Annotated in this window: 6 protein-coding genes and 1 pseudogene; 4 read left to right on the forward strand and 3 right to left on the reverse strand. The window is 50.6% G+C overall.

Annotated elements, in window-relative coordinates; genetic code table 11:
* Positions 1-384: 384 nt before the first annotated feature.
* Positions 385-1,137 carry a GNAT family N-acetyltransferase gene (locus HOLDEFILI_RS01055; protein WP_006057462.1) on the reverse strand — a complete coding sequence of 251 codons (753 nt, stop codon included), beginning with the start codon at positions 1,135-1,137 and terminating at the stop codon, positions 385-387.
* Positions 1,138-1,342: 205 nt separating this feature from the next.
* Here HOLDEFILI_RS01055 and HOLDEFILI_RS01060 point away from each other — a divergent pair, with 205 nt between their 5' ends.
* The gene (locus HOLDEFILI_RS01060; RefSeq protein WP_050766899.1) at positions 1,343-2,140 is read left to right on the forward strand and encodes a Nif3-like dinuclear metal center hexameric protein; all 798 of its coding nucleotides are present in this window, start codon (positions 1,343-1,345) and stop codon (positions 2,138-2,140) included.
* Between the two features lie 135 nt (positions 2,141-2,275).
* Here the strand turns inward: HOLDEFILI_RS01060 and HOLDEFILI_RS01065 are convergent, their stop codons facing one another.
* Both HOLDEFILI_RS01065 and HOLDEFILI_RS01070 read right to left on the reverse strand, forming a co-directional pair.
* Positions 2,276-2,656, reverse strand: a complete 381-nt coding sequence (locus HOLDEFILI_RS01065) for a DUF2461 family protein (protein WP_006057465.1) — start codon at positions 2,654-2,656, stop codon at positions 2,276-2,278.
* 258 nt (positions 2,657-2,914) lie between these two features.
* The gene (locus HOLDEFILI_RS01070; RefSeq protein ID WP_039863639.1) at positions 2,915-3,745 is read right to left on the reverse strand and encodes a class I SAM-dependent methyltransferase; all 831 of its coding nucleotides are present in this window, start codon (positions 3,743-3,745) and stop codon (positions 2,915-2,917) included.
* Positions 3,746-4,278: 533 nt separating this feature from the next.
* Here HOLDEFILI_RS01070 and HOLDEFILI_RS01075 point away from each other — a divergent pair.
* The 3 genes and pseudogenes from HOLDEFILI_RS01075 to HOLDEFILI_RS19465 all read left to right on the forward strand — a co-directional run.
* Positions 4,279-5,553, forward strand: coding sequence for a DEAD/DEAH box helicase (locus HOLDEFILI_RS01075; RefSeq protein WP_006057468.1), 1,275 nt, complete (start codon positions 4,279-4,281; stop codon positions 5,551-5,553).
* Between the two features lie 219 nt (positions 5,554-5,772).
* The gene (locus HOLDEFILI_RS01080) at positions 5,773-6,663 is read left to right on the forward strand and encodes an MBL fold metallo-hydrolase (RefSeq protein ID WP_006057470.1); all 891 of its coding nucleotides are present in this window, start codon (positions 5,773-5,775) and stop codon (positions 6,661-6,663) included.
* A gap of 120 nt (positions 6,664-6,783) precedes the next feature.
* A pseudogene (locus tag HOLDEFILI_RS19465) lies at positions 6,784-6,990 on the forward strand (flavocytochrome c); the annotation flags it as partial.

Here is a 6,990-nt window from a genome sequence, read left to right on the forward strand (position 1 = left end):
AACAATCCAGCTCGAAAAACAAATGAATCCAAAGAAAGATCCATCCCGGACGGGCAGTCGCTTCATCAAAGACCCTACACTATTAATATTGCGCAAAAGTAGAAATAGCCTTGCTGGAAACAGAAGAAAGTTAAGATTACCTGCGATCTTTTATGAAAACGAATGAAACTAAGCAAAAAATGAGCGGATATGCTTAATTACATAAACATGGCACGTTTGTGCTGATTGAACCTGAACAGGTTGCTTTCAGAACTCTGTGATGATTGCGGCACTTTTTTTGGACAATTCAATCAAGAAATAAAAGCTGAAAATAGCAAACGAACGCTGAGAAACTCAACGTTCGTTTGCGGTAAGTGAATAAATGATTTATGAAATCCTGTCCTGTTATTTTAATATTCTTTTCAACATCTCAGGGTTAAGCAAATTCACCGTTTCAAATTTTCCCTTGTAGAAACAGGCCCAGTTGTTGAAAACACAGGGCAGCGCTTTGGCTTTTTCCAACGAATCAACATGCCTGAGCGTCAACGGAATGGCCTGAGTTTCACACTCTTTCTTAACTCTTTCAATATATTGCGCGATAAACGGACACTGATCGTCATAGAAGAGTGTTAATTCCTGATTCTCAATTCGCATTTGTTTTGCGTTTTCCGTAAATTGCGGTTTTGTGCCGTCCCACGATAAAGCCAGAAGCTCATAGCCGTTTTCGGTTTGATCGACGACTTCAAAGCCCTGTTTCTTAGCGAACGCCTGGTCGGACAGCCAGGATTTTTGTTTGTGCGAACCCAGCATGCAGACACCGGCTTTCCCCTGACGTTTAGCGTCGGCCAGACAGGAATCCATCAAAGCCTGGCCAATTCCTTTCCCTTTGAAGCTGCCGGTAACCCAGAGGCAGTAAAGATAGAGATAATTGTCACCGGTGATCGGAACCCAGGCAGTTTCTAACGGCGCGTATTCAATGAAGGCTGTTTCTTTTTCTTTCGCGTCCAATTTGCGGAAAACATGGCCCTCCGGAAGCCGTTCAGCCAGCCACCGGCGTTTGGCTTCCACTCCCGGATGGGCTTTTTTCGTGCGGATAATGCAGCTGAGATGCTCGGAGGCAAGATTATCGGGTGTTAAGGTTACAAATTTGAATTCCATTACGGATCCTCATTTCTTTTAAGAGAATTATATAAGATTTTATGACAGAAACATAGAGCGCCGCGGATTTTGTAAGAAAGTGATGCAATAATAATGGATATATAATATGAAATCAGAGAGAACATTGAAAAAAATACAATAGAGTCAAATTGATAAGACCGGACACTTGATTTCGGCTTATAATGAAAACATGGGAGGTTTGTTTATGCAAATACAAACAATAATTGATCATATTCAAAGTCATACGCCCTGGGTGGATTACTGCAAAACCCGGGATTTTATCCTGATTGACGGAGGGGGTTCCGAGGTCAGTCAAGTGGCTGTCTGCTGGGTCGCAACGATGAAAGTGATCGAGGAATGCATCCGGCAGGATATTCATTTTATCATTTCGCACGAAAATTGCCTCTATGTGGAAACAACCGCGCCGTATAAGACGATGAAAGACCTGCGCGATCAAAAGATCAAGCTCTGCCAAAAACATCAGATTACGATATACCGCTGTCATGACGGCTGGGATCAGTTCCCCGTCTACGGCGTGGCGGATTCGCTGGCGCGCAGCACCGGAATCCCGTTTGACGAGCGTCCGGTTTCCTCTTTTTATCATTACGCCACGATTGAAAAGGAAACCGTTTCCGAACTGGCGGAAAAACTGGCGAAAGCCTTGAAGCCGCATGGCTGCGGTTATGTCGAGATCCTGGGGGATCCAGATCAGCGGGTAACGAAATTAGGCATGGGCGTCGGCGCGGCGATGAATTCCCAAATCATGATGCTGGAAAATGTGGATTGCATGATCCTGGCTGACGATGGCTTCACCAACTGGATCGATCTGCAATGGTGTCTGGATGCGAAGGTGCCGTGTATTCTCTGCCATCATTCCACCAATGAGATGGAAGGGATGGCCGGCATGGTTCACTATTTAAGCAAAGTATTTCCTGATTGCCGGTTCGTTAAACTGGACGAGGGATTCCAGTTCACGCTGGTGGAGGCTCCGACAGAAGACTGAGCGAAAAGACAGCTTGGTATTGAAATTGCTTTTGACTGCTGAAGCTCTGAAACAAACAAAGACTGTAAAGCCGATAAAAAAAGCCGGGATCAACAAGGATCTTCGGCTTTTTTGAAAGTTCAAGGAGGCCGGACTTCAGCGCTGCGGCATCGTGAAGGAAGCCGACGCGCGGTTCAGGAATTCGTTGAACGGCCGCATACTTTCAGCCAGCACTGTGATTTGATCGGCCAGCTCCGACGGGGCCGGATTGCCCTGGGCGAAGCATTCCAGATACCATGACTTCAGCTTCAAATGATCCGCCAGCGGATGATCGGCAGGAAACGGCTTAGGCACCCTTTTCAGACTTTCTCCCTTGATCGGCAGACAGACGGCGAATTCCGGGGCCTGGATCAGCGGGCTGAAAGCGTCAGCCTGATCTACAATCGCCTGGCGGACCAGTTCGGCCACGGCCTGCGGCTTATGTGCCAGCACCTCCTCGATCAAAGCGGGGGATAGCGGTTGAGTTTGTTTGTCCATCTGAATTTCTCCTTTCAATGATTAGACGGAAGGCAATCCTCCGTGTGACATAGTTTTGCGATATTTTTGTAAAATTTTTAAATTGGCGGCCGCAGGCAAGCGGAGCGCAGGGCAGCGAACCTGCCCGTAGAAAGGATCCCGCTCTTAAAATCAGGATAACAAGGGGGGCGGCAAAAATGGAGAAACCAGGAAAAATGCGGCTTTGCGTCCTTCGCTTTTCTTTAGCTTAACCCCGCGCGTCTTGCTTACTTCCCGGAATTATTTTTTTGCCAGCACGCACAGCGTCGTTCCGTCTTTATCCAGCGCGCCGCCCGCCACATCGCCATAAAACGTAACGGACTGAAAGCCGGCCGCAGTTAAATCCCGTTCTAATTCCGCGGCGGTAAATCCATGTTCCCAGACGTGATAGACCGTGTACGCGCCGGGTTTGATCGTGACATATTGATTACAATACGAAGCGTCCTGATCATACCGGTAAAACGCATGCAGGACCAAGGCCGGCTCCTCGCTCCAATAGCCCTGTTCCTCAACGAACCAACGCCGGCTTTCAGGCTTATCCTTATAGTTCAGCGGCGTGAACACATCGAACAGGAAAGCGCCGCCGGGAAGCAGGGAAGCGTAGATCTGTTTTAACAAGGCTGTACGGGCGGAAGGCGTCAGTACGCCAAAGTCACAATAAATCAAGGTGATCAAATGGAACGGACCGCTGAATTCAATCTGGGTGTAATCCCCCTGGCGATATTGGATCGCAAGGCCTTTCTCTGCCGCAGACTGCTTCGCGTAATCCAGCGAGCGGACGGAAAAATCAATTCCTGAAACTTGATACCCCTGACGGGCAAAGAGTTCCGCATAAATTCCCGGACCGCAGCCTAAATCGAGAAGCTGGGGATACTGCTGAGGCGGCAGCTGGGATGCGATCCAGGCTGCGGATTGTCTGACGAAATCTTTCCGGCGTGTCGCGCCGTCCGACGCTTCGTCCAGATGGGCTTCGAGCATTTTCTGCGACAGATAAGGATCGGTCCAGATATTTGCCTGACTTTGTTGATATAAGGCGGGTTTGGTTTGGATCTGAGCGATTAAGTTTTTCATGAATTTTGTCCTTTCTTTCCGGATTTTAAACCGGTTCTGGCAATGAACTTGAGGCAATGAACTTGAAGGAAACGAGAAAAGATTTTTCATCAGGACCGCTTGATGATTCAAGAAAATCGTCCTGAAAATCACACACCGAAAAAATCTGCTTATGACAGACCTTCCGGATGGGAGCCCAACATGATCTATTCCTTTTCCACGTTTCCCGAGTTCCTGGTTCAGGGATGGGACGCCGGACAAAATCCACTCCTTTGCGAGCTTGTGCTTTTATTGTAACGGGAACGACGCCGGATGGCAATCGCGATCATCCCGTTTACCCCATTCTTCCAGCGCCCATTCCGGCTGTGAAGCAGTCCTGCTTCTTCGGAAGAAGCGCCCGGGGAAAAGGCTTTTCGCGCTTTTTTCTGGTAAAATGAAGGAAGTTGAGCTATACTATGTACCGTAAGTCCCATTTCTTGATGCATAATAAAGTTATGACATCCTGACAGTGCGCCGAAGCACTGTTTTTGAATTAGGAATAGAAAGAGTGAACCATGAAATTTAATGAATTACCGATCCATCCGTCGATCTTAAAAAATTGTCAGCGGATGGGATATACGACGCCGACCAAGATTCAGCAGAAAGCGATCCCGCCGGTCTTGGAGGGCCGCGATCTGTTGGGGCTGGCGCAGACCGGCACCGGCAAAACCGCGGCATTCGCGCTGCCGATTCTCGATCAGCTGATGAAACAGCCGCAGAAAGGCAAGCGGGCGATCAAGGCGCTGGTGCTGACGCCGACTCGTGAGCTGGCGATCCAGATTGTGGATAACTTCCAGCTGTACGGCCAGGGCCTGCCGTTGAAGACCGTCGTGATTTTTGGCGGCGTCAAGCAGGGCGCGCAGGTTGATCAGCTGAAAAAGGGCGCGGATATTCTGATCGCGACGCCGGGCCGTCTGCTCGATCTGGTGGGTCAGCGTCTGTTGGATCTGAGCCAGGTGGAAATCTTTGTGCTCGACGAAGCCGACCGGATGCTGGACATGGGTTTTATCCACGATGTAAAACGCGTCAGCGCATTGCTGGTGAACAAAAAGCAGACGCTGCTGTTCTCGGCGACGATGCCGAAGGAGATTGCCGGCCTGGCTGCTTCGCTGCTGAAGAATCCGGTCCGCGTGGAAGCGACGCCGGTATCCACGCCGATTGAGAAGATCGAACAGCGTGTGTACTATGTGGAAAAAAGCGAAAAGAACGACCTGTTGCTGCGGGTCTTGAAGAAGGAGGAAGTCACCTCCGCGCTGGTCTTTACCCGGACTAAGCATGAAGCCGACCGCGTCGTTCGCTTTTTAACCAAGGGGCATGTCCAGGCGATGGCGATCCATGGCAATAAATCGCAGAACGCCCGGCAGAAGGCGCTGGCAGCGTTTAAGAACCATGAGATCCAGGTGCTGGTGGCAACCGACATCGCGGCCCGCGGCATCGATATTGAGAAGCTTTCCCACGTCATCAATTACAACATTCCGAATATCAGTGAAACGTATGTTCACCGGATCGGCCGGACAGCCCGGGCGGGACAGGAAGGAATTGCGATCTCCTTCTGCCAGAATGATGAACGCGCTTATTTGAAGGATATCGAAAAGCTGATCCGGTATACGATTCCGGTCGTCAAGGATCCTAAGGCTAAAACTACGGCCCAGCCGCAGGCGGCGGAGTCCAAAACGGTGGTTTCCCCGGTACAGACGCCTGCCAGTCCGGCGAATAAACCTGCCGGTCACCGGCCAGCCCGCCGGCGCCGACCTGCGCATGCGCAAAAGTCACGCGAAGCGGCGAAGTAAGGAAGAATCCGAGATCGAAAGCATTTCTGTTTTCGATCTTTTTTCTTGTTTCTTTTGTTCTTTCTTTTGTTCAGGGAAAGCTATGTCACAGCGAGGGATTCGCGCCGGCCCTGGGACTTTCACCGCGAATTTTTCCCTTTGCGAGTTGGCATTTGAGCTTTTCCCCTTTACAATAAAGAGGAAGAAAATAAAGATTAAAACAAAGGGGGGAATAGACGGATGATTCAGGCGGAACCGATCACAAAAACGACATGGCGGATCAGGGGCTGCGGGTGCGACTGTTATCTTGTGGACGGGGAAGTCCCGGCGCTGATCGACTGCGGCTGCGGGGAAGTGAAGATCCGTCAGTTCTGTGAAGCTTTAATTCAGAAACCGGTCAGGACGGTGATCTGCACCCATGCGCATATCGATCACACCGGTCAATGCGGCCTGTTTGATCAAGTGTATATGACGGAAAGAACAGCGGCGTCCAACCGTAATGCGATGGACGAAGATCCCGCGAAGCTGCATTTGGATTATACGCCGGTATTTGTGCAGGACCATCAGATTCTTAAACTCGGACAACGGTGCTTGGAAATCCTGCGCTGCGATTGTCACGCTCCGGGCAACATCATGATTTTAGATCACACCGAAAGAATTCTCTATGCCGGCGATGAACTGGACGCGGATCAGGTGTTGCTTCTGCCGGGCTTTGCGGAAAAAGCGGGGCAGTTTCACAGCGAGCCGGCGGCGACGGTGAGCGATTACCGGAGATTGTTGATCCAGCTTGATCTGCGGCGTGAAGAATTTGACTGGATCTGCACCGGTCATAACGGTTCACCGTTGAAACCGGAAGTCTTAACGGTCATGATCGAACTCTGCGACCGGATTCTGGCCGGAGAAGAAGGCCGTCGTGACTGCAGCTCCGCGACCTACAATGCCCGAGACCGGCATTTTCCCTATCCCCAAGCCCATTACCGGCGGGCGTCATGGAAAGGCTTTTCGTTAGTGTACTGCGCTGACAGCTTGACCGACAGAACGCAGAATTCCAGCGTCATTCCGGCCACGCCGCTGCATGCGATGTGCGAGCATAATGCGGCGATGGCGCAGGCCGTTTTACAGAAAACATAAAATCCAATCGATAATGAGAGGAGGGAAGGCAGATGATCACAGCGGCGATCAGACGATGATCCGAACATCCGGGAAACGCTTCAGGCAGCCCTGATCACGGATATATAGGACCGCGGGTTTATGTTTGTCGCAGATACGCTGGAAGAAGCGGCAACGATGGCCGGCCTGGATCTGCAGGTGCTGCGGGCAACGGTCGATCAATACAACAGTGATGTCAAAGCCGGGGAAGATCCGGATTTCGGGCGGAAAGAATTCAACGGCAAGGTAGAAACCGGTCCATTTGTCATCAGTAAGCTGGAAATGCACTATCACCTGACCTTTGGCGGG

Source organism: Holdemania filiformis DSM 12042 (genome assembly GCF_000157995.1).
GTDB lineage: Bacteria > Bacillota_I > Bacilli_A > Erysipelotrichales > Erysipelotrichaceae > Holdemania > Holdemania filiformis.